Source organism: Lysinibacillus sp. COL-1 (assembly GCF_059814265.1).
In genome coordinates, this window is record NZ_JCAWSJ010000003.1 from 345,863 (window position 1) to 369,658 (window position 23,796).

Sequence of the window (23,796 nt, forward strand, 5' to 3'; positions counted from 1 at the left end):
TTTCCGTTCCGCCAGCCTCCTTTCCAGGGGGCGTCCGATGAGCCGCTTCACTCACTGCGTTCGCTCCAGGGTCTCCTCTGTGACGCTAAATCCCCTAGGAGTGACGCTGGCTCCACTCCAATCAACCATTCTGCAAAAGTGTCTTTTCCTGAACAAAATAGCCCATTATTTATATTATAAGAGAGGATAGCCTCTTATTTTCAATGTGGAGAAGTGATGTGTGACAACACCCCTCCATAAAAGAGTAGTGAATGCCTTCACTTGAACCTTTGCTAAAAAGTGAACATTTTTATTTTATGGATTGGAGTGGAAGGCTACTTGACTCCCGTGGGAATAGCGAGACAGGCGAGCCCCTGCACGAAGCGGTAGCAGAGGAAGCGGCTCGGCGCTCGCCCACAGGAAAGCAAGTAGCCTGCAACGGAAATCCATTTTCACCTTTCACATAAATTCTATGGATGGTTTTGTTTTTCAACACTATGAAAGGGGGAGAAATTATTAATTTCTCCTCCTTTTTGTTATAGCAATGGAAGCAGCTCTCTATTAAACATTGTAATTGTTTCGGCAGATGGATAAAGGATGTTGTGAATCGAGAACGAGCTAGAAAGTTCTTTCTTGGCTCGCTTAATATTAATGGTATCAAACAAATGAGGTTTATAGCACATGCCCAACCAAGCAATGCTCATTGCTGATCCTGCAAAAGCCTGTATTTCTTAAATTTTCGTTAAACACCAGAAGGGAGTACTTAAAAAAAGTATCCCACTCTGTTAGTGTTAACGATATGCAAATAGCTGTATATCCTGTTTGATTATCTTATGTTGACTTGACTTGGAGCAGGGAAGTAGCCTGTATCTATTCCATATTGAATCATTCTGTGAATAAAGGCTGTATTAGGTACTGCACATTCAATTTTCGTATTGACTAAAAATTCTAGTGTTTTTTTGCAATTGAAAATAAACGGGGAATCACCAGCTCCATCACCTTCAAGCTGAGCAATGGCTAACGATAAATATTCCTGTGCTTCTTTTGTATGCTCACTATGCAATAGCCAATTTGTATATTCCTGTGCTGAAACGATTGATAGATCATAGCCAAATTCCTTAATCATGTCGATTAATTCTAAATAAGGAAGCGATACAGGATTACATAAATGGAAGACATGACCGTTTGCTGCTGGCTGACTCGCCAGAGAAACGAGTGCTTGGCTCGCATAATTAATAGGAGTAAAGTCAACATGCCATTGTGCAGTAGGTGTTTTACCTAAATAAAGCATCGATTTAATCATACGGTAAAAGGCATTGTCATCAATATTACGTTGGAATTTGCCTGTTTCAGAGTGACAACTTAAATTTCCTACACGATAAATGGAAATAGGAATGGCATCATTTACAGCATTTCGAACAAGATTTTCCGCCTCTAGCTTACTTTGGGTATACACATTATTAAGCTTCACATCGTAATTAAAATTACCTTTTGCCTCATTTGAGCCCCATTGAATGGCAGCTAACTCCTCTGGAATACCAATTGTTGATACATAATGGAAATGCATACCCGGTTTTCGTTTAGCTATTTCAAGCAAATGGCGAGTACCATTCACATTGACATTATTGAAATGGTCAGCCGCACCAAAATGACGTACATCGGCACCACAATGAATGATTGCATTGATTTTTTCCAGCAACATTTGTTCAGCTTCATCAGATAAATCAAGTTGTTGCTTTCCTAAGTCGCCTGGGATAATTGTGACACGCTCTTTCATAGGATGAACAAGATCGTTGCCAAAGTAAAATTGCATACTATCCATTAGCTTGTCCTCAATCGTTGCATGGGCACCTGGTCGAATAAGACAGTAAATATGTGCATTTGTTACTGTTAACAGCTCGTATAATATATGGCTTCCTAAATAACCTGTAGCTCCTGTTAATAATACCGACGTCATTGGCAAGGGTCTTACAGTTTGAGAGACTTGCAGCGGACTTGGCTCCATTAAATCCTTAAAAACAAGATTAGCTGGTTGCTCTTGATTGTCATTAGCTTCCGGCTGATAATGACGAATATATTGATCTAGCTCTGCAATCGTTTGGTAGTGGAAGAAATCTTGTATTTTTAAGAATGGTATATGCTTTTTCACTTGTACAAGAATTTCAAGCACTTTTAATGAATGACCTCCAATATGGAAGAAATTATCATGAATGCCTATTGGCTCGATACCAAGTGCCTTTTCCCATGCGGTAGCTAGCAGCTGCTGTATATTATTTTGGGGTGCACTGTATGCATGGCTACGCGATAAAACCACTTCCAGTGATGCTAGTTGTTTTCGATCGATTTTTCCTGTAGGAGAAAGCGGCATTTCAGGCAATTCTATAAAACGCTCAGGCACCATATAATCTGGTAGAAGAGTTGACAGGTAGTCTCTTAAAATATCTTCCTCAAGTTGTATACCACTAGTCACTGTATAGTAGGCAAATAAATGATTGTTACCATCGGACTTTTTCTTCGCAATGATTACGACTTCCTGAATGTTAGGATGATTGCTTAACACCGTTTCAATTTCTCCAAGCTCAATACGGAAGCCCCTTACTTTGATTTGTGAATCCTTGCGCCCAACAAATTCAATAATACCACTAGGTAATAGGCGAACTAAATCACCTGTACGATACATTTTTTGTTCTGGCTTCAATAGATGAGGTACAAATACCTCAGCCGTTTTTTCTGGCTGATGTAAATAGCCTGCTGCTAAACCAGCACCTGCAATACATAATTCTCCAGTTTCATGAACTGGGCAAAGCTGCTCATCGCCATTAACAACATACATCTCATAATTAGCGATTGGTCTGCCAATAGGAATACTGGATTGTTTATCTATTATAGAATCCTTTATCTTGAAGTAAGAGGACAATACTGTACATTCAGTTGGTCCGTAAAGATTAATAATTTCTGTAGTTAATCCAAATTTTTCATGCCATTTTTGAACGACAGCAGGTAATAGAGCTTCGCCACCAACAGATAGGTAGTTTAGTGTTGTCAGTTTTTCTTGGTATTCTACAGGTAAATGTGTTGCTAGCTGTGTAAAGAAAGCATTGGGTACAGTGGCAGCGGTTACTTGCTCACGACCAATCATATCAGCAAATGCTTCAATCGATAGACGTTCCACACTTGTTAGCATATGAAGCCTTGCTCCAGAAAAGAAAGCGGTAAAAGTCTCTGTTACTGATGGGTCAAAACTATAGGAGATAAACTGAGAATATACATCGTCTTGTGTTGAATGGTAGATTCTTTGATTATCTGTAATCAAATTAATAACAGATTCATGTTTAAGCATAACCCCTTTTGGTTTGCCCGTAGAACCAGAAGTATAAATAATATAGGCTAGGTCGGATGGATGTATTTCACAAGTTAGATTTTCCTGTGAGTAGCCTTTTTCTGATTGGTTGATCGTTAACACTGTACGTGTTTGGGAATCATTATGTATGAAATCATTCAGTAATGCTGTATGTTCGTTTTTCGTTAGAATAAACGGGGCACCTGTATCGTTTAATAGATACTGACACCGTTCTTTCGGGTAGCTTGGATCAATAGGAACATATACACCACCAGCTTTCAGGACACCTAAAAGGCTGATGATTGTTTCTTTACTTCGTTCCATAACGATTGCCACATAGTTTCCTTTTTGCAGACCGTTTGCTATTAGCATGTGAGCAACTTGATTGGATTGTTCATTTAGCTGATGGTAGGTCATCTTACCATTTTCAAAGGACAATGCAATGCGTTCAGCAAACTGTTGTGCTGCCTGATAAAATACGTCAGGTATTGTGGTGTTTTGATCGTAGTCAGCTAATGTTTGGTTTAAAGTTTGATAGGCTAGTAAATCTTCTTCGTTCAACAGTTGTGTACGATTGGATGGTAGAGTTTGTGGCTCATAAGAATGCGTATTATTCTCTAATGGGTATACATCAAATTCTCGTTTATTATTCAATCATGACAACTCCTATTTTAGAAAAGGGCAGACACTTATGAAGGAGTGTTTATGCCATTAGTTCCACAGAAAATGAATCATTCTCAGAATTCTAACGGACATACATCTCCTGATAAGAGCAGCCCTTTCGCTTTTTTATTTCACTACAAAGGTATTAACAACATTTAATAGTTCATCAGATAACTCGGATAATACTTGAGCTTCTTCAGAAACTCGTTGTACGGTATTCAGCTGAGAGGCAGAAGTTGCGGCAACTGCTCTCGTATTGTCTTTTGAATTGATAGAGAAGTCTTCCATATCTTTAACAGCAGATGTTACTTCTTCCATACCAGCTGCCATTTCTTCAATCGTAGCAGAAAGCTCTTGAATTTGTCCTGTTACATGATGAATGGAAGTTAGAATCTGGCTAAATGATTTTTCTGAATCATTAATCATAACAATTCCATGATCGACCTCTTCTACAGCGTGAACCATGATATTGACAGATTCGTTTGTATCATGCTGGATATGAGAAATAAGTGTAGAAATTTCCCGTGCAGATGCCTCAGACTGTTCAGCAAGCTTACGTACCTCGTCAGCAACCACTGCAAACCCACTACCAGCTTCTCCAGCACGGGCAGCTTCGATGGCTGCATTCAATGCCAGTAAATTTGTTTGGGAAGCGATTCCCGTAATAATGCCCACAATTTCTTCAATTTTATTGGAGTGATCGCCAAGTAATTTAACAGAAGCAGCAGACTGATTTACAGCTTTACTAATCGCATTCATTTGTGCAACTGATTTATTTGTCGATTCATTACCTCTTTCAGCTTCCTCTGATGCTAAGATAGAGGATTCTGAAATTTGATTGGATGTCATCGCAATGCGTTGGATACCAATACTCATTTCTTCAATAGTAATCGTACTCTCTTTTGCCTTTTGAACTTGGAGATCCGCACCACTCGCAATTTCTTGCATAGAAGAAGCTACATTATTATAAGAATCGGAAGCTTCCTGCATATTTGCCGATAAAACGTTGGCTGTGTTTGACACACGAGCAGAAACGTTTGTTGTACTTTTAATGACAGTTTTTAGATTTTCAATCATTAAGTTAAAGTTTTGTGTGAGCGTTCCTATTTCATCTGTAGAAGTAACGGATAATGGTTCAAGCTCTAAATTACCTTCTGCTACTTTTTTAGATTGTAAGGAAAGCTGTTGAATTGGTGTTAATTTTTTTCTCAAAAGAGTGTATACAGCAATAGATGAACCAATTAAGAAAATAACAGTGACTAATAATGTCCATAGAGCTTCAGACATGGCTTTTCCAGTTACCATCGATACGTCATAGTCAATGGCATATGCAGCCAACATATCACCATTTTCATCTAAAATGGGTGTGAGGCCCGTTTTGTAGCTACCAAACTCATCGCTATAAATATCTGTTGCTGTTGCTTTTTTTGTGTTAAAAACCTCTTTGATTCTTGCTAGGAAATCGGGAGATAAACCCATAGCAATCATATCTTGATTATATTCAGCACCTAGTTCTAGTATACTAGATGAAAGAACAGGTGCATTAATATTTTCTCCATTAACCGTAATTAAAAATAGATTGGTAATGCTATCAGAATTGTCATTGATCGCATCCATTTCTCTTGTTAATTTTAAGGCGTCGGAGTTACTGTTTGTTGGATTATCTAGTATTGATTTCAACGTATTGATATCAATCGTTTTTGCTAAGATCATGCCTTTGTCAGAGAGCGATTGATCCATATCTGTTAAATTACTATTTCTGACAATATAATAAGAAAGGCCTAAAGTAACTAAACCAAATAATAATAAAATACTTACCATTATTACGGTTAGTTTTTTGCTAATGGACATATGCTGCTTCTTGCGTTTTTTCATACTTTTCCTCCTAATATGATATAACAAATATTTCAAGCTAAGGATAAGAAATGGATAATTTAGTCAATGTACTGCACATTGAAGATTGTGATGTTATTCGTAGAAGTCCAGATGCATATTAAATATTTATGAATGCAAAGTAATCTATTTATCCCCTAACATTAAACTACTATACTGCCAAAAAAATTGATTCACAACCCAGAAAACTTACTATTTAAAGTCTAGATTTATAAAATTAAAGAAGGAAATTTAGTTTTTTAGTCTGTCTATTTTGTATTTTAGTCTGTATTTTTACAAAAACTTGGATGATTACTAGTATAAAAAAGAAGTTTGCTTGGAACTAGTCGATTTCAATTGAATTAAAAATTTGGTGGATATCCTATTTTTCAACTCCTTGTTAGGGCTTTTTACTTATTTTGTAATGTCTGATATGCTTGAGAATGCTATGGTTTTCTGTCATTTTTATTATGGGAATAAAATGAAAAAAAGGTTATTTCTTTATTCAAAGATGAACAAAGAAATAACCTTTTCTAATTGGCTATGGTCGAGGATTACCAAAGATACCTGGTAAAATATTAGGCAATCCTGGTATTAATGGTGGTGGGAATCCGGGATATTGCCCTCCTGGACGTGGTGGATAAGGTTGCGGCGGATAGGGCTGTGGTGGATATGGACGTGGAGGATAGGGTTGCGGTGGATAAGGTTGTGGCGGATATGGACGTGGAGGGTATGGTTGCGGCGGATAAGGTGGTGGATAGGGTGGTGGATATGGCGGAGGATAGGAACTACCAGGTGGTGTACCTGTACCTGCGGCAGTAATTTGACTAACATCCACAGTCACTATTTGACCGTTATCTAGCTGGATTTCAGCTGTTCTTCCTCCAGTGCCAAATGTTCGAATCAATGTACCTGCATAAGTACCTGTGGGGAGTGTTACCCATATTTTCATACCTGGGCGAAATTGACTGTTAAAATCATCAGGAGCTAATCTAGGATAAACCAATGAAACACACCTTTCTTCATTTTTTCTAACATATGCCTATTGCGATAATTGCCATAGGCTTTAGGCTAGTCAATACTTAAGGTTGAAATTGTTATAAAATATAACAATTTTCATTATAATAAGGAAAAAGGTTAAAAGGATGTTTAGCAAATGGCGATTATTAAAATAAAAAAGATGAACATACAAAATTTACGAAATGTAAGACAAGGCGAAATTGTACTAGGAGTAAATTTTGAGACATTTCTACAAGCAAATGTTGTAGGGCTGTATGGACAGAATGGCTCTGGAAAGACAACCATTGTGGATGCATTTGAAATATTAAAGACACTTATATCGGGTTGGCTTGCTGAAGTGAAACTACCCTCACAAGAAAAACGACTTATCTTAGCAGGTGAGCAAACAGCCTGCATAGATGTCGAATTTTTAGTTGAAAATCAATTTGGGACGTTTTATGTAAATTACTATGTGGAGCTACAGGAGGATCAGCATCGGTTATATACAACGCTGGAACGTCTTAGCTATCGAGAAAATGCTAAAGGGAAGCGTTCAAAGATATTAGTAGCTGTAACAGAGAAGGACGTCCGAATTCGTCAATCAAAACTGGCTGATTTAAGTGAGCAGGCACGTATCCAATTACTTGTTATTCAACAGTTAGCAAGAAAGCAATATATGTCATTTCTATTCCATAAAGATGTAAAGCCATTGTTACAGGAACGACTTTCGGAGCAAGAAATGCAACTACTTCAAAATATTGCGGTTGATTTTAATAGAGACTTACATGTTGTTAATAATCAAAATATAGCACCATTATTTGAAGAACGGATCATGCCGTTTAGTATTCATTTAGAGAAAACGAGAGGTCTAATACCTTACGATTTAAAGGGACCAGCAATATTACCAGAGGATGCATTCTATGCATTATGTGAAGTAATTGAGCAAAGTAACCGTGTGTTAACGGCTATTATTCCAGGTCTAACTATTAAAATTAATGTGATTACAAAGCAAATGATGGATAATGGTGAGCCGGGAATTCGTTTTGAATTTTTATCACAGCGTGGAGAGAGGGAATTACCGCTGCGAACAGAGTCTGAGGGGATTTTAAAGATCATTTCTGTTCTTAGTGTATTGATAGCTGTCTACAATAATCCGAATGCCTGTGTGGTTATTGATGAATTAGATTCGGGAGTATTTGAATATTTGTTGGGTGAGTTGTTAACAGTGATAGATGAGGATGGAAAAGGACAACTTATTTTTACATCCCATAATCTACGTGTATTAGAGGTGCTAGCTATTAAAAACTTATGGTTTACAACGACAAATGAAAATCACCGCTATATGCAGCTAAAAGGCATTAAAGAAGTAAATAATGCTAGAGATGTCTACTTACGTGCTATTCAACTTGGTGGACAGGATGAAGATGTCTATAAGGAAACCAAAACATTTAAAATTAAACGTGCTTTTCGTAAAGCGGGTGTTCAGTATGACTAAAAAGGTACTTTTAATCATTGTGGAAGGACAAACGGAGCAAATTATTTTAGAGGATTATTTAGATGCTCACTTTGCGAATTCAACCATACGTTTTGATGTACAACGTGAAGATATTTTGACAAAATGGGATGCCCATAAACGTATCCCGAATATTAAAAATAGTGTGGTACGAGTAATCCAAAGCTATCTTGAAAAATATAAATTTTTAGCAAATGATTTAACTGCTGTCGTTCATATTACAGATACGGATGGTTGCTTTATTGCACCGGAATGTGTCAAGGTAGATGAGAAAATTGAGCAAAATTTATTTTATACTGAGGATGCTATTTTAGTGAAGTCAGCTAAGCGTAAAGAACAAATTGAACAACGTAATGATATGAAAGCGAAGAATGCTAAAATTTTAATTGCCAACGACCATTTTAGCATTAATCGTATGAAAGTACCTTATCAATTGTTTTATTTCTCTACGAATTTAGAGCATGTTTTATGGGATGAGCGCAATGAAATCCCAACAGAAAAAATACAAAAAGCAGATGCGTTTATGGACAATCTATCTGGCACAATTGAAGAATATTTGAGAGCCTATCTCCCGGTTAGTTCAGAGCTACCTTATAGGGAAAAAATAAAGAAAAGTTGGTCGTTTTTAATGGAAGGTTGCCATTCATTGCAACGAGGTACGAATGTACCACTATTATTTGAAATGATTAAAACGGATGTACAATAAAAACAGGTGACTTGTTTTGTCACCTGTTTTTACTTGGCTTACATTAGCGCATTTGTTCATAGCTACGAATATGAGTTAAAATGGCAGGATCTTTAATTTTAGTATCTTCACTTAGTAATAACAGTTTTGACATGATTTCGGCTGTGCGTGGATCATCATCCACCATTGGTAAGAAAATTCGTCCACGATGCTGTGATGGAACAGCAATAATCGGAATCATCGAACCACCTACTTGATGCACCACACCACTTCCTAAATGTAAGGAGTAGCTTGCTAGCTTACCTTCAATGAGGGCATGCTGTTTTTTCACTTCCACATTGTTTAGCTTCAATAATTTAGCTAATTCTTCTACAATAATACTGCGCATATCAACAGTAGAATGACTTGCCTCAGGATCTACACCACCAATATGAGCAACGCTGACAACAAGGTCAATATCTCGCATAACCTCAGAGAATATCGTAGCAGGAATAACATCTAACACAATATTTTTGCCGGTTAGACGATCATAGAAGTAAACCCCTTCGATTGCAGGTGCTTCAATTTCTGCTGGGGTAAACCAATCTGCCTGTGCATACAAGGATGCCACAATATTTTCCTTGTAATACACTTTACGAGGACCTGTTTCATAACTCATTTGCCAGCCTCGTGTTTTCAGCAAAGCTATTGTTTGTGATGGATTTACCTGATGTCCTGCATAGCGCAATGATTGTTTTTGTGCTTTTTCATCTGCATTGATGAGATATAATTCACGGAACACTTGCTTAAATGGTTGTTGTATTTTGTGCTCAAACATATAGGCTTGCCACTGTCTCCATTGACCACTTTCTAAAAGGTGATAAGGGTGGGCAATCTTGATGGCGGACGTTGGTGCCAGTGCCACAATGTCAGCAGATAAAAGCTGTAAGCCATCTGGTGTAAGCATGCCAACATGTTCATCACTGATAAAGACGAGCTTTTGTAAAAGGGGAGCTAGAATCGGATGAGCTAATAAATGGATAAGCTCATCAGCTGAAAATACAGTTTCTAATTCCATAGCCTGCTCCAGTGCTGGACGCGCCCGTTTATATTGTTCTTGTAAATCTTTTCGAGCTTCCTGCAAGGTTACAATAGCAGCATGTTTTTTTAATGCAGCAGGAATATTCTTTAGACGTTTACCATCCTTTTCAACGACAATGGCTACAGACGCATCTTCTTCAATTTGCAAATGAGCTGTAATTTGCTCGATTTGTTGTGCTTTAAATAAATACTTGATATCGTTAAAGGCTGATAATTCCATACGCCATGTAAAGCGTGTGGCTTCTCCATCACCAGCATTGCGTGCTAAGTTTTCTAGTGCAATACTGGCTGCGCGTGCTTCACTAGCCCGGCGTTGCGCACCAAATTGCTTACTTTCCTTTAAAAATTGTTGAATAAATTGATAGCGTGTTAGGGCATCTTTATCATCAGATTTATTTAAAGGAATCAGGCCAAGTGCGCGTAATTTATCTTTATTACGCTTGTCTTGAATTTCTTGCATAAATGGTTTGGGACTGAGCTTACCGATAGCCGTATCTGCATAAAGCTGTGCCCGACGATGGTTGGCTCCTTCAGAAGCATATTTTGCTGCATCATAGACGAGTTTGAATTTTTTTGCACCAAGTGTTTCGTAGGCACTTTGGAACCAAGCTAAATCGAATGCACCATCACGAAAATCCTCAGCAGTTATGCTAGAGAAGAGGGCAATCTGATCTTTGGCAAAGTCTGATAAAGAATCAGTTGTATGGGCGATAAAATACCAGGCTGATTCCTTTAATCCATCCCAGTCAATGACCTCACTGACAAGGTCTATCCAATGCTGGTTGTACATCATGGCTTCGATTAAACGTTCTTTTGAAATATCTGTTTGTTCCCACGCCTCTTTTAATTGCTGTGCCGTTTCTTCTTTTTTAGGGTAGCAGCTAGTTAGCAATCGAGAGAATACATCCTTTTTCGTTTCGGCTTGCCAAATATAACCTCGTGCAAGCTTTTCTCCATCAAGTGCCTGTAGAATTTGTAAGAAATAATGAATACCCTCAAAATAAGAAATATTACTAGCAAGCTTGGTTACAGTGGTAGGTGTATCACCACGCTTTAGCTCTATGGCTAAAATACGATCAATCGCTTGTTCACGAATAGCAAAAAAATCTGTTAAGTCTTCAAATGACTGCTGATAGCGTTCTAGTAATTTATTAGGCTCGTTAAATATTTCTGAAGCAAGTGTATCAGTAAAGATGGCTTCAAATAAATGATCCTGTGTCAATAACCCAGCCTTCATAGCATCTAAATATTGGAACAGTGATAAATTGTATACATTAGCACTATAGCCTTCGTTTTTCATACGCTTTGTAAGCTCTTCATTGATCGCGAGCATTTTGACATATTCACCATAGGTTGAGTAACCAGACCAGCATCGCTCTACAAATGTCTCAATAACATCCAAATCAATAATAGTAGATGTAGAACGATAGTAATAATAACTTTGCTCTCTAACATCAAGCTGCCACTGATCTGCAGGGATTTGTTTGAATAGCTGTAGCATTATGCCGATAGCCTGTTCAAAGCTATTAAATTCAGGAGCATGCTTTTCTAGTAATGAGAGAGCTTCTTTATGCAACATTGTCTCTCCTGAAATTTTATCGCTATCTTGCGATAGCACAGAGAAAATTTGTTGAATCGTATAGTTATATTTCAAGGAATCAAATTGAACAACTCGTGCTTTAATTTCTTCGTATTGGAAGAAAGGTTTAATAAGTGTATGGGCTGCATCGGAAAGATCATGGGCAGCAGGGTATTCTGATAGATTATTGTAGAAATTAAAATAGACTAAGTCCTCACGGCTAAATAGAGATGACTTGATCCATTGAACAATTTCCTCAGGAATAGGATAAGCATCTAGACTAGCATCTCGCCGACTGTCCGTTTTATCTGTCAGGACACTATATTGTTGTCCTAACGTTGTAGTAATAGGCGTATCATTCCATTGGTACGTCTCATACTCAAGTTCAGCATGTTCATCAAGTACTTGGATAAGTTGCTCAAGCTTCGACAGCAATTTTTCAATATCATATTGAAAAAATTGTTCAAATGGTGTCGGTGTCTGTACATAGAAAGGAACAAGCTGCTGCCAAGGTTCTTCACCATTCATTTGAATGGCCCCATCGGCAATACGATCATATTGAATAGGGGAATGCGGCGTATATAAGCCAAAGCCATTGCGCTCGTTATACTGTGGTACATCCCTTGCTACTAATTGTTCTAACAGAACTTGTTCACTTTTTGTTATTTTTGGTAATAAGGAACATAAAGTGGTAATTTGCTCACTCGTTAAATTGTCGTCCTTAGAAGCTTCTAACAGTAATTCAAGTCCTCCAAGCCTTTTTAACTGCTTACTATCTTTTATCAGTCGTTCAGCACTTTGCAATAACGGGTCCTGTGGTTGAGCTTTTAACAAGGAGATAGCCTCTTTACGAAGTGCCCCTGATTTATTAGCTAAAAGATCTTCAATTTTTACGATTTCTTCTTCGGTTGGTGTCAGAGCATGTATTTTTTTCAATGCAAGAGAACGATTGATGGAGCTGCGATCTCGTAAAGAATTAAATAAAAATTCACGTTGACCTTGTGTTTTAGGATCAAGACAATAAATATTAAGTAAGCCGATTCTACTTGATGGTGAGTAGGAATCTGCCTGTGCAATAATTCGTTGGAATAATACCTCATCTTGTACATGATGGGCCAAAATAATTTGGGCTGAAATTAAATCTTCTAATGATAAATGGACATGGACAAAGGATAAAGGTTTACCTGTAATATTCAGCCCTTCTTTTGTAACTTCATTCTTAGCCCATTCTAGTTGTTCGAATAATAGATATTCAATGCCTTGCAACTGTGCATTTTCTTGCATGAATTTTTGAAGGTTTTGATCCCATTCATGATCTCTTGCATACTCGCTATTAATATAGTGGTTAGCATAGAGGAAATTGCCCCATGCAAAGGCAAATAACTCGATATCTTTCGTCGTTAAAATTAAATCCTTCACAAATGGCGCTGTAAATGAGGTCTTAGATAAATTTTTTAAAAAGGCAAGCGTTGTAAGCTGGATATGTTTGTTACGTTTTAAGAGCGTTGTCACGACAGCATCTAGCCTTGTATAGTCTCTTGTAGCAGTTGCCCATAATGCGACATAAATATCAATTGTACGTTCACTCTTTAGTAGCTGTTCAACAAAGTTATCTTCTTCGATGGCTTGGACAGCTAAAGCTAAAACTTCCTCCGTCACTTTTTGATTTTCAAAGCTATTATAGCCAAGCCCCATCCAAGTATCGACTGCTCGAATCACAGAGGAGAAGCGTGTTAGTTGATGTTCTTGAATAAGTTTCATCATTTTTAGCTGTGCAACAAGATTGCCATGGTCAATATTTTCAACGATTGCTTGTCGTAGCCCTTCTTGACGGGCAGCTGCTACTAATAATTTGCCAAGAGCCTCGTGCATACGGTGGTTATTGGACTTAAAAATACCCCGAATGAACGGATGACCGAAAAAGCTACTGTGATGCTCATCAAATAAAATACTTTCCACTACCTCTTCAATAGAAGGATTTTCTAAAGAGAGTTCGTCAGCAAGCAACTGTTCAAAGACGTTAAAGCCCATTACTTTTATATTTTCATTCTTCAAAACGTAAGAGCTGTAATTGGGATAGGTACCATGTTCGTATTGATGATGATTCGCTAGTAACTCCTCCAAAGTAATTTCCTCAAAGGTCAGCATTTCTTCTATTAATTGTAAACACTGGAATAGATGATCCTGCACGGGTTGAGATGAACGAAATGATCGACGTAAAACATCGGTTTGGAACATTGTAGCATCAAAACGTAATGCTAGTTTCTTAATCTTTAGTGCACGTTCTTGTGAAGAAAATAGCGTAAGCACGTCAAATAGTGGACCACTAAATAGCTCTTCAAGTGTTGAATTTTGTTGAGCAGCAATCAGCTGTTCTATTTCATAATCTCTGTTGTCCATATATTTTAGTAATGCTGCAGCTAATGGCTGTATAGCTATAGGTGCGGAATCGACTATACCTTGAAAATATGTTTTTTGTTCATGTGAAAGTGTCATGAAATATCCCTCCTTACCAAATGCGTCCTGCAAGCATAGTTAATTTAATGAATGTAAAAACATCGTCTTCCTGTATGGTTAAAGGTGTAGTAAGAGAATCTAGCGATTCCTCATTGTGAAGGACCAAGAACAGCTCATCTTGAAATGCTTGAAGCATATTGGACATGGCTTGGTCAACTGACTGTAAAGAATCATTTTTCTTCTCTCCAAAATGTACTTTCCCATACTGGGTTGCGTCATCTAATTGCTGATCCGTTAAGTAAAGATGAAGTGGTGTATCGACCATTTTTTCATTAAATTGTTGTACCTGCTGTGTCACAAGTTGAACAAGTAAATCTTGTAAAGTTGTAACAGGCTCATCAATAGAAAATGGAATTTTTTGAAGCTTACGAGATTTCTTGCCGATTACTTTTTGCTGGTAAAATAAACGCAATCTAACACCTCCTTACAATAATTTCATTATACAAGAGTGGTGATAGTGAAAAGAATAAGGCATATGATACTAGTTGCGTTAAATATTTCGGGAAAAGTGCGACAAAAACTAGCGTACAGAGACTTATGTATAAGGTAGAAAGAGGGGGAATTTATACAGAAGGATATGTCATATATAGAACGTTTGTACGATAAATATTTTAGGGTTGTGTATCATTTTGCGTTTTCTTATACAAATAGTAGAGAAGAAGCAGAAGATAGGACACTAGATATATTGAAAACATTAAAATGAAGGGAAAGTAAAAACATGGATATTATCGAGTACATGGCATACAGCAGTAGAATACATAGCAAACAAAAAATCAGGTGAATGGGGGTTCCGAAGCCTTAGGAAATTATTATTCATACACTAATAAAAAAACTATTTTAAAAAGGATGATAAAATACACCATCCAAAAATTCATCCACTATTCGAAGTAATAGATTTTTGTGGTGTTGTAGCAAGACATCTTTTCTTATCGGGTTTCATAAGATTTATAGGTATGATTTTATCAAGCGAGAAGGAGGCAAAATCATTCAAATACATGTTGTACGGGCTGGCGAGTCTTTATGGGGTATTGCGCAGGCGTATGGGACTACGGTTCAGAGTATTGTAGAGGCCAATCAAATTCCCGATCCAAATCGTTTAGTTGTGGGGCAAGCTCTTGTGATCCCAATTGTCGGAAGTTTTTATTATGTACAGCCAGGCGATAGCTTATGGTCAATCGGGCAACGCTTTGGTATTAATTATGTAACGCTTGCTCAAGTAAATGGTATTAATCCCAATCAACCATTAGCTATTGGAACGAGATTATATATTCCACAACCGCCAAAAACCAGGGCAGAAACATTGGCGTATTTAGAGCCCAGAGGAACATCTGTTAGCGAGGCCCTCTTGAATCAGGCTAGGGAAGCGGGTCCCTATTTAACATATTTAGCTTTATTCAGTTATGAGGCAAGAAGGGATGGAACCCTACAGAGACCACCGAGTCAAGGTGTGACACAAATTGCGGATGATACGGGAGCATCTCTGGCTATGGTTATTTCCAATCTGGAGAATTTTAGTTTTAGTGGCGAGTTAGCGAGAGATATTTTTCAAAGTACGGCTGTTCAAGATTTATTATTTGATAATATTCTTGCAGAAGCAAAGCGACTTGGGGAAGTGAAAGATATCCACTTTGACTTTGAAAATTTGCCAGCAGATCAACGACAAGCTTATAACAATTTTTTAAGAAGAGCTGTCGAAAAATTCCATGCTCAAGGATATACAGTGTCTACCGCACTAGCTCCAAAAACAAGTGATAGTGAACGAGGTCCATGGACAGCAGCACATGATTATAGGGCGCATGGAGAAATAGTCGACTTTGTTTTACTCATGACCTATGAATGGGGATATTCTGCAGGACCGCCAATGGCCGTTTCGCCTCTCCCTGAGGTAGAAGCTGTTGTAAAATATGCGATTAGTGAAATACCTGCAAGTAAAATTATGCTTGGACAAAATTTATATGGCTATGACTGGACGTTACCTTTTGTACAGGGTGGACCGTACGCGGAAGCACTTAGCCCACAAAGAGCCATTGAAATTGCCAAACGTTATAATGCAGCAATTCAGTTTGATTGGCGAGCCCAAGCACCATTCTTTGAATACTATGATGAGCAAGGCAGGGCACATATGGTGTGGTTTGAAGATGCTAGATCTATTCAAGCAAAATTCAATCTTATTAAACAATATAATCTCCGTGGTATTGGTTATTGGAAGTTGGGGCTACCATTCCCTCAAAATTGGGTATTAATTGGAGCCAATTTTGATGTGGTGAAGAAATAACATGAGGAAGGAAAATAGGGTTTACCCAATGTATTTTCTTCTAAGTGGAAATTATCTGTAAAAAACATTTCTAAATATCGGAAAATACATTATAATTATGGTAAATAGTATTTTAGGAGGGATATTTTGGGTAAATTTAAAAAGTTAGGTATTATTTTGACGTCAACAGCATTTTCTGTTGGTATTTTAGCACCAATTTCGCATGTATCTGCAAATGTAAAGGAATCATCGGAGCGTATCGAAATTCAGGTAGCTTCAACTGAAACAAAAGTTACAAAAAACATGCTGATAAAAAAATTACGTTCACTATTCCCAGAAGAGTTCAAATTTGTAGCGGATAATGACTTTAATTCTGGACCAGGTCATTTTTATAGAGATGATACAACGGTTCGATATGAACTAAACTTCTATAAGACAATTAATGGTAAAGATGCACATGGTAGTTTTGTATTTAAGGGCGATGATTTAGAACTAGAAAGTTTTTATTATCAGCCTGCAAATATAGCAGAAGCAATCTATCCAGCAAAGTATTCAGAGAATGAGGCGCAAAAAATTGCACAAAAATTCCTGGGTAAATTTGTTGATTCGGATAATTACAAACTTCGTGATGATTATAACGAATATGGTTTTAATATTACTAGACCATTATCAGAACCAATTACTTACTCCTTTGTCTATTCACCAATTTATAATGGGGTTCTTATTGGAGATCAAAGTATTACTATTCATGTTCTGGCAAATGGTGAAATTACGGGGATGTCTAGTAATGCAGAATCTATTAGTAAAGCTTCCTTTGATCGTTTAGATCAAAAAAAGAATGAGGAAGATATGCTGGCACAAGTTCGTGATAATTTAGCTGTCGAGCTTCGTTATTATATTGATTACGACTACAGATCTAATCAACGTAATGTGAAGCTTGTGTATACGCCTGCCACAGGGTTCAATGGTGTACATGCTCTAAATGGGCAATGGCAGACAGCAAATGGTTTTACTGAGCAATTGCCAAAGACAAAGAGTGTTGAGAAAATTTCAGCACAGCCATTACCACCAAGAAAGAACGGTATGACGGCAGCAGAGGCTGAAGAGTTCGCGAAAAATTTCTTAAAGGTTGATGAGAGTAAAGCGAAGCTCAATATAGAATTAGTAGATGAAAGAGAAAATGACAATGGTGAGACGATATACTCTGTAAACTATACGTATATGTATGGCAATGGTGGATCTGGTAGCTCTTTAGAAATCAATAAGGCGACAGGTGAACTAGTTCAGTATCATGACCTATCGAGAGATTTTTTAGTAGATAACAAAGTAAATGCTATTTCGAAGGACGCTGCATTGAAGAAGGCAACTGATTACTTGAAGGAATGGGCACCTTCATATCTACATGAGTATTCAATGCCAATCGAGGATGCTGTATTTGATCAATATAATAAGGAATATTACTTCACCTTCCCACGCATTATGAATGGAATTGCAGTTGTAGGAGATGGCTTATATGTAGGTATTGGCTCTGATGGATCTTTACGCTCACTAAGTGTATATAAGCAAAAGATAGATAGCTGGCCATCTATCAATAAGGTCATTTCAGCTGACAAAGCAAAAGAAGCCTATAGCAAGGCACTTACATTGCAACTACAATATGTAAAACAAGATATGGAGAATAAACAACATTATGATTTAGTGTATGCTCCTACGTACAATGGTAGTTTATTTAACCAGATTGATGCTATTTCTGGTGAATGGTTAAATAATGTAGATGACTCTAAAGAGAAGCCTGTTATTTCTCACCCAACGGCTGCCAAAGAGTTAAATTATTTATTAAATCAAAATGTGTTAGAGGTAAAAGATCTAGCAAACTTTAATGCGGATGCTGCTGTGACAAAAGGAGAAGCATTGAAAATTTTATTACATTCCTTAACATATGGTTACTATGGTAATGGAGATGGTGAAAAGCAATCCTTTAACAATATTGATAAAAAGCATCCACTCTATGGAGTAGTAGAACAAGCTGTTAAAATGGGGATCATACAGCCTGCAAATCAATTTGCATTGGATGCGACTCTGACTCGTCAAGAGTTTGCAGAGTGGTCAATCAAACTATTACAATTAGATAATGTTGCTAAATATAAAGATATTTATAAATTAAACTTTGCTGATGCAACTTCAATTGATCCAGCGTATACAGGCTATATTGCTTTAGCACATGGTATGGGTCTAATTGATGCACAGCAAAACAACTTTAATGCTACGAAGAGTGTGTCATATGCTGACTTGGCTATCTCAACAGTCCGTTTAGCAAAGGCTATTCAAGAAAATAAAGTTGATCACAACTTCTATTATTAATTAGCGTGTCATTAAAAGGACATTTCCTCATCAAAGGAGATGTCTTTTTTGGGTTAGTTTATAGCTGGATGGGGAAATAATATGGAAAGAAGGGAGTGTATAATTTGAAATTGAAATTTTTATTAACGATTTCTTTCATGACTGTTATTCTTTATGGCTGTAATAAGGATGAAGTAAAGGACGTACCTACTAACGCACCAGCAAATCAAAATGGTACACAGCAGACTGGTGATACGCCAACAGACCAAATGACCTTTAATTTTTTAGAGTTTTCATTAGATGTTGATTATTCTGCAACAGAGTCATATGAGGTAGAATATGAAGACAAAAAATCAGGTATAGAAGCGAAGTTACAGGATGACCGTAAGAATGAAAGACTGCAAGGGGATGAAGCTTATACAAAATTAGAGCCATTATTTAAGCAGTTAAATTTCGATTCGACAACACCTAATGATGAGGTAATCGATCAAGTAATTAAAGTATTTAATATTGAAGCCAACTACCAATCCATTGAAGTCGATGTTGAATTTGTTGACGGAAATGAAAAGGAATTTACACGAATTAAATAAGAGAAATACGCCAGCTAATAGATTCAATACGTTAGCTGGCTTTTCCATTCATTATCGTACCCAATGTCGATGCTTAGCAAGGAAACGAATAAAAGAATTCAGATTGTTTGCCACACCATTTTTATTGGCAAGATGCTGTAAAAACGAAACATTTTCCGTATAGCCTATTGTTTTACAGTGCTGATAGGCCTGTTCAATGAATTGTAGTGCTTTTGATTGCTGATCAGAATGCTGGAAAGCTCCAGTCACATAAACCCCATCATAAAGAACGGAGGAGGTAGTAGCTAATGTTTCTTGAATTTCAAAGCCATTTAGGATGCCTTGCTTAGTACTCACAAGTTCAACCACTATATTTTTACTTAACAATGTAGCCATTAGTTCGTTTAAGTTTTCACTACTATTGTCTGTTACAATCAGAGCTACTTTAAAAGATTTAACATTTTCGACTGCATTGATCATTTGGCTAACAGCAGGTGAGGTTTGTTGAGTATGTGGTACTTCTACTTGGATTGGTGGTACTATACCAATTTGATCAGCAATAGCTGATGCAAGTGTGTAGCTGACATGAGCAAACATATTTACAACTTGTTTTCGAATGTCTTTATTTTTTACTTTTCCAAGTTCGAAGCTAAAGGCATTAATAATATGCTTTTTCTCCACATCGGTCATACTGAGCCAGAATAATCTTGCTTGTGAAAAATGGTCTTTAAAGCTATCGCTACGTGCACGTACTTTGTGTCCTTCCAATTTTTCTTCATAATGTTTATATCCTCCGTCGCTTTCAGAGACAGGAGAGGGTGAGTTATTGGCTAAGGAGTTTTTATGGTAGCTAACTTGCCCGACATTAATGGTTTGTCGGCCATAGCCATCTCGTTGGTTATTATGGAAGGGACAGATTGGTTTATTAATAGGGATTTCATGGAAGTTCGGTCCTCCAAGTCTTATTAACTGAGTATCTGTATAGGAGAACAAGCGACCTTGTAGTAAAGGATCATTTGAAAAATCAATACCAGGTACAACATGTCCAACATGAAATGCAGCTTGTTCCGTTTCAGCAAAAAAGTTATCAACGTTTTTGTTCAGTGTCATTTTCCCAAGGATACGTACTGGAACTTCTTCCTCTGGCCATATTTTTGTTGCATCGAGAATATCGAAGCTAAAATTAAATTCATCCTCAACGGGAATAAGTTGGACACCAAGCTCCCACTCTGGGAAATCGCCTCGTTCGATGGATTCCCATAAATCTCTACGGTGAAAATCAGGGTCTTTTCCAGCGATGATTTGCGCCTCATCCCATACTAATGATTTAACCCCAAGTATAGGTTTCCAATGAAATTTAACAAAGTGTGCTTTTCCTTCAGCGTTGACAAGGCGATAGGTATTAACACCAAAGCCCTCCATCATTCGATAGCTTCGTGGGATGGATCTATCGGACATATGCCACATGACCATATGGGCAGATTCCTGATTATTTGCAATGAAATCCCAAAACGTATCATGGGCACTTTGAGCTTGAGGAATTTCGTTATTCGGTTCAGGCTTTACAGCGTGTACAAAATCGGGGAATTTAATGGCATCTTGAATAAAGAAAACAGGTATATTATTACCAACTAAATCATAATTACCTTCCTGTGTATAAAATTTTGTAGCAAAGCCGCGTACATCACGGACAGTATCAGCAGATCCTTTTGAGCCTGCAACGGTAGAAAAACGAACAAAGACAGGTGTTTTAGTTCCTTGTCCATTTAAAAATTGAGCCTTTGTAATGTCACTCGCGCATTTATAGGTTTCAAAGATTCCATGAGCTGCAGACCCGCGTGCGTGTACCACTCGTTCAGGAATTCGTTCATGATCAAAATGAGTCATTTTTTCGCGAAAATGAAAATCCTCCAATAAAGTGGGTCCTCGTTCACCAGCTTTTAGTGAATGTTCATCTTCCGATATTTTTAATCCTTGGTTGGTTGTTAGAGGTTGATCTTTATCACTTACTCGGAATGCTTTTAGCTGTTGTTGTTTTTGATTGACGTCTTTTTTCATGTAAAATCCTCCTTTATAAGTTACAACTACATTCTACCCGTAGAAGAAGATGGCAAACGTGAGAAACAAAATGATTGCTGATTAAAAATGAATATGTTATTATTATCTCGAATTAAAGATAAATGAATTCGAAGTAAAAGAGGGAGTCGTATGAAGGAAGACAATCGTAACTTAAAAGCATTTACGGTCTTGTTCCGAGCATATCAAACGATTCAGGATGCCACTAAAAGAGATTTACTTCAATATGATTTAAATCAAACCGAATTTTCGGTTCTTGAATTTTTGTACCATCATGGAGAGCAGCCTATTCAAGCGATTGGTAAAAAAATATTAATTGCAAGCAGTAGTATTACTTATGTAATTGATAAGCTCGAGCAAAAAGGCTATGTATATCGAAAGGCATGTCCGAAAGATCGACGTGTTACGTATGTGTTATTAACTTATGAGGGACAGGCTTTAATGGAAAGGATTTTCCCTAGGCATGAACAAAAAATAAACGAGATTTTTGAAGTATTGGAATCGCAGGAGCTGGACACAATGATTTTGTCTCTTAAAAAAGTAGGTAAAAACGCTACTAATTATTAAAAAATTTTACACATATATCTCGAAGTCGAGATAAATGGGAGGAATATTGTATGAATCATTTAAAAGGTGTACACCATGTAACAGCTATTACAAGTAGTGCTGAAGAGAATTATAAATTTTTTACATTCGTTTTAGGTATGCGTTTAGTAAAGAAAACAGTGAATCAAGATGATATTCAAACATACCATTTATTCTTTGCAGATGATAAAGGTAGTGCAGGGACAGATATGACATTCTTTGATTTCCCAAACATTCCAAAAGGGATACATGGAACAAATGAAATATCAAAAACTTCTTTCCGTGTACCGACGGATGCAGCTTTAGATTATTGGGTAAAGCGCTTTGATCGATTGACTGTAAAACATACAGGTATTAAAGAACAGTTTGGTAAGAAAACATTGTCCTTTGTTGATTTTGACGATCAGCACTATCAGCTTATTTCTGATGAGCATAATACAGGAGTTGCTTCAGGCACGCCTTGGCAAGATGGTCCCATCCCAGTAGAATTTGCAATTACAGGTTTAGGGCCAGTATTTGTTCGTGTAGCTAATGTGAAATATTTTAAAGATATGCTAGAAAAAGTGATGCTTTTTAAAGAAATTGCAGAAGAAGGGGATTTCCATCTATTTGAAGTAGGTGAGGGTGGAAATGGCGCTCAAATTATTGTAGAGCATAACACCGTGTTACCTGTTGCTCGACAAGGCTTTGGTACGGTTCACCATGCAGCCTTTCGTGTAGAGGATCGTGCAGTATTAGATGAATGGACTGCACGTTTTGAAAGCTTTGGCTTCCATACATCTGGCTATGTAAATCGTCATTTCTTTGAATCATTGTATGCACGGGTAGCACCTCAAATTTTATTTGAATTGGCTACAGATGGTCCTGGGTTTATGGGTGATGAGCCATATGAAACGCTAGGTGAGAAACTGTCATTACCACCGTTTTTAGAACCAAAGCGTGAGCAGATTGAAGGCCTCGTTCGTCCAATAGATACTGTAAGAAGCTCCATTACGTTCGATAAAGAATATGAGTAATATTATTTCATTCAGTAGGGTTACTACTGGATGAATACATAATTATATTGGGGGTTTAATAAGTGGAATTTTCCAAGCTGATTGATAAGCGTCGCTCTGCTAATAATTTTATCAAGGGCGTTAAGATGACTGAGGAAGATATTCGTCCTATTTTGGAGGATGTTAAGCTCGCCCCATCAGCATTTAACTTACAGCATGCAAGCTATATCATTGTGCTGGATGAGGATATGAAGGAAAGGGTGCGAGAGGCGGCATTTGGTCAATATAAAGTGCATTCAGCTTCAGGGGTAATCCTTGTCTTAGGTGATAAAGAAGCTTATAAAGATACTGCTGAACTAAGTCAAGGTATGGTTGATTTGGGTATAATAACAGCTAGTGAACTAGCAGAAATTGTTGCAGAGAATACTAAATTTTATGAAGAACGTGGTGAGACATTTATGAAGGATGAAGCTATTCGAAATGCGTCTTTGTCTGCCATGCTATTTATGCTTGCTGCAAAAAATCGGGGTTGGGACACTTGTCCAATGATTGGCTTTGATCATCAGAAATTGCGAGAACTATTTCATGTGCCAGAAACCCATGAAATAGCACTGATGATTACAATTGGGAAAGAAAAAGAAGACAGTCGTCGCTTACGAGGCTATCGCAAGCCAGTTGAAGAATTTGCCACTTATTATTAATGTGGTATAAAATAGAATTGCTATACAAATACTATGAATAATGTACATT

General features: G+C 37.3%; 14 protein-coding genes. 8 read left to right on the forward strand and 6 right to left on the reverse strand.

What is annotated here, in order from left to right:
• Nucleotides 1-805 precede the first annotated feature (805 nt).
• The 3 genes from AC6BKE_RS06105 to AC6BKE_RS06115 all read right to left on the reverse strand — a co-directional run bounded on the left by AC6BKE_RS06105 (nucleotide 806) and on the right by AC6BKE_RS06115 (nucleotide 6,860).
• Nucleotides 806-3,973, reverse strand: coding sequence for a non-ribosomal peptide synthetase family protein (locus AC6BKE_RS06105; RefSeq protein ID WP_499856175.1), 3,168 nt, complete (start codon nucleotides 3,971-3,973; stop codon nucleotides 806-808).
• Between the two features lie 135 nt (nucleotides 3,974-4,108).
• Nucleotides 4,109-5,857 (reverse strand): methyl-accepting chemotaxis protein, encoded by a 1,749-nt coding sequence (locus tag AC6BKE_RS06110; protein WP_036118985.1) that lies wholly within the window; start codon nucleotides 5,855-5,857, stop codon nucleotides 4,109-4,111.
• Nucleotides 5,858-6,395: 538 nt separating this feature from the next.
• Complete coding sequence (locus AC6BKE_RS06115) at nucleotides 6,396-6,860, reverse strand: hypothetical protein (protein ID WP_036118983.1); 465 nt, start codon at nucleotides 6,858-6,860, stop codon at nucleotides 6,396-6,398.
• Between the two features lie 150 nt (nucleotides 6,861-7,010).
• Here AC6BKE_RS06115 and AC6BKE_RS06120 point away from each other — a divergent pair, with 150 nt between their 5' ends.
• Nucleotides 7,011-8,348: an AAA family ATPase gene (locus tag AC6BKE_RS06120; RefSeq protein ID WP_499856177.1), complete on the forward strand. Its 1,338-nt coding sequence runs from the start codon at nucleotides 7,011-7,013 to the stop codon at nucleotides 8,346-8,348.
• Entirely contained in the window at nucleotides 8,341-9,072 is a 732-nt protein-coding gene (locus tag AC6BKE_RS06125) for a hypothetical protein (protein WP_036118980.1), read from the forward strand. Before AC6BKE_RS06120 ends, AC6BKE_RS06125 begins: the two co-directional genes overlap by 8 nt.
• Nucleotides 9,073-9,115: 43 nt before the next feature.
• Here the strand turns inward: AC6BKE_RS06125 and AC6BKE_RS06130 are convergent, their stop codons facing one another.
• Both AC6BKE_RS06130 and AC6BKE_RS06135 read right to left on the reverse strand, forming a co-directional pair.
• Nucleotides 9,116-14,206 carry a DUF4132 domain-containing protein gene (locus tag AC6BKE_RS06130; RefSeq protein ID WP_499856180.1) on the reverse strand — a complete coding sequence of 1,697 codons (5,091 nt, stop codon included), beginning with the start codon at nucleotides 14,204-14,206 and terminating at the stop codon, nucleotides 9,116-9,118.
• Nucleotides 14,207-14,219: 13 nt separating this feature from the next.
• Nucleotides 14,220-14,639, reverse strand: coding sequence for a hypothetical protein (locus AC6BKE_RS06135; RefSeq protein ID WP_058843580.1), 420 nt, complete (start codon nucleotides 14,637-14,639; stop codon nucleotides 14,220-14,222).
• A gap of 690 nt (nucleotides 14,640-15,329) precedes the next feature.
• Between AC6BKE_RS06135 and AC6BKE_RS06140 the strand changes: the two genes are divergently transcribed.
• The 3 genes from AC6BKE_RS06140 (at nucleotide 15,330) to AC6BKE_RS06150 (ending at nucleotide 19,411) form a co-directional block, all read left to right on the forward strand.
• The gene (locus AC6BKE_RS06140; protein ID WP_419185182.1) at nucleotides 15,330-16,502 is read left to right on the forward strand and encodes a glycosyl hydrolase family 18 protein; all 1,173 of its coding nucleotides are present in this window, start codon (nucleotides 15,330-15,332) and stop codon (nucleotides 16,500-16,502) included.
• Between the two features lie 126 nt (nucleotides 16,503-16,628).
• On the forward strand, nucleotides 16,629-18,842 hold the full coding sequence (locus AC6BKE_RS06145) for a YcdB/YcdC domain-containing protein (protein WP_036118974.1): 2,214 nt from the start codon (nucleotides 16,629-16,631) through the stop codon (nucleotides 18,840-18,842).
• A gap of 95 nt (nucleotides 18,843-18,937) precedes the next feature.
• Nucleotides 18,938-19,411: a YusW family protein gene (locus AC6BKE_RS06150; protein WP_244508184.1), complete on the forward strand. Its 474-nt coding sequence runs from the start codon at nucleotides 18,938-18,940 to the stop codon at nucleotides 19,409-19,411.
• Between the two features lie 51 nt (nucleotides 19,412-19,462).
• Here the strand turns inward: AC6BKE_RS06150 and AC6BKE_RS06155 are convergent, their stop codons facing one another.
• Nucleotides 19,463-21,448 (reverse strand): catalase, encoded by a 1,986-nt coding sequence (locus tag AC6BKE_RS06155; protein ID WP_342504390.1) that lies wholly within the window; start codon nucleotides 21,446-21,448, stop codon nucleotides 19,463-19,465.
• A gap of 150 nt (nucleotides 21,449-21,598) precedes the next feature.
• Between AC6BKE_RS06155 and AC6BKE_RS06160 the strand changes: the two genes are divergently transcribed.
• The 3 genes from AC6BKE_RS06160 (at nucleotide 21,599) to AC6BKE_RS06170 (ending at nucleotide 23,747) form a co-directional block, all read left to right on the forward strand.
• Nucleotides 21,599-22,033 (forward strand): MarR family winged helix-turn-helix transcriptional regulator, encoded by a 435-nt coding sequence (locus tag AC6BKE_RS06160; RefSeq protein WP_036124642.1) that lies wholly within the window; start codon nucleotides 21,599-21,601, stop codon nucleotides 22,031-22,033.
• 50 nt (nucleotides 22,034-22,083) lie between these two features.
• The gene (locus AC6BKE_RS06165) at nucleotides 22,084-23,067 is read left to right on the forward strand and encodes a ring-cleaving dioxygenase (protein ID WP_058843584.1); all 984 of its coding nucleotides are present in this window, start codon (nucleotides 22,084-22,086) and stop codon (nucleotides 23,065-23,067) included.
• Between the two features lie 62 nt (nucleotides 23,068-23,129).
• A complete protein-coding gene (locus AC6BKE_RS06170; protein ID WP_499856183.1) occupies nucleotides 23,130-23,747 on the forward strand; it encodes a nitroreductase family protein in 618 nt (205 codons plus the stop codon).
• Nucleotides 23,748-23,796 lie beyond the last annotated feature (49 nt).